The 1090-nt window shown below is 43.9% G+C and carries 2 protein-coding genes; both read right to left on the reverse strand.

Going from position 1 to position 1090, the window contains the following annotated elements; translation table 11 throughout:
* The coding region (locus A3729_RS20405; protein WP_369820148.1) for an ABC transporter substrate-binding protein at positions 1–204 on the reverse strand (204 nt) is incomplete at its 3' end.
* 411 nt (positions 205–615) lie between these two features.
* The coding region (locus A3729_RS20410) for an ANTAR domain-containing response regulator (protein ID WP_068634221.1) at positions 616–1090 on the reverse strand (475 nt) is incomplete at its 5' end.

Consider the following 1090-nt stretch of genomic DNA (forward strand, 5'->3'; position numbering starts at 1 on the left):
CAAGCGACCGTCAATTACGCCATCAAGCAAGACCTTCCAGTTAGCTTGAGCTTCAATTTTGACGTACAGGCCTTCATCCTCAAAGTAACCGTTTTCATAGGCGACAGCTATTGGCGCCATGTCTGTTAGTTTGATAAAACCGAAAGTTAACTCCTCTTTTTCCGGATAGCCTAATTTCTCTGCATGCGCCGCGCCGCTAGTCATACCAACTGCGACACTTGCGCTGATTACTGTTGTCATCGTTGCCGTTTTTAACGATTTAAACCACTTCATAAAACGCTTCCTTTATATCAATGAATCAATAATAAACTTTCAAAAAATCCAAAAAAAAGGCGCCCACCGATTAGTCGCCTCTAATGAGACCACTAACTGATGAGCACCTTTGCTCGTTCAAACCTGACCGCGCCATTGCGATCTTGTTTGATGTCTTTCTGATCGCCGTTGATAGAAAGACATTATGTTTTGTTTCATGAACGCCTTGCGTTCGTAGATATACCAGTTAAAGCACAAGCCGTGCCAACTTTTTATACCTTATATATCAACTACTTGACAATATCACGCAGAAATACGACCCATTTCAGTGCACCAAGCACTTACTAACGACTTGCTTTAGGGCTACTCGACATCACCCAATAAGGAAAACACATCAATAATGCTTTCAGCCACTTTCACAATCGGCTGCCCCTTATCCATCGCCAACTTTCTAAGAGAGGTATATGCCTCATCTTCACTCAGGCCCTTCTGTTTCATCAACAAACCTTTAGCCTTCTCTAAGGTCTTTCTTTCGGCCAATTTGGTTTTTGCCGTGTTTAATTCCTTTATTAAACCTTGCTGCTCATGAAAACGAGCTACTGCGATATTAATAATTGAAGGCAAGCGCTGTGGCTGTATATCATCCACAATAAAAGCACTGACACCGGCCTTCACCACCTTCTGAACCAGCGGCGGCGCATCCTTTTCTGAGAAAACAATGACGGGAAGCGGCATGCGCTCTCGAAGTTCGACCAGTTGCTGTAAAGTGTCTTCGTCGGGCAAGTCCATACCTACCACGAGAATATCAGGCTGATACTCCTCCGCTTTAGCCAACATA

The sequence above is a fragment of the Oleiphilus sp. HI0043 genome, assembly GCF_001634935.1.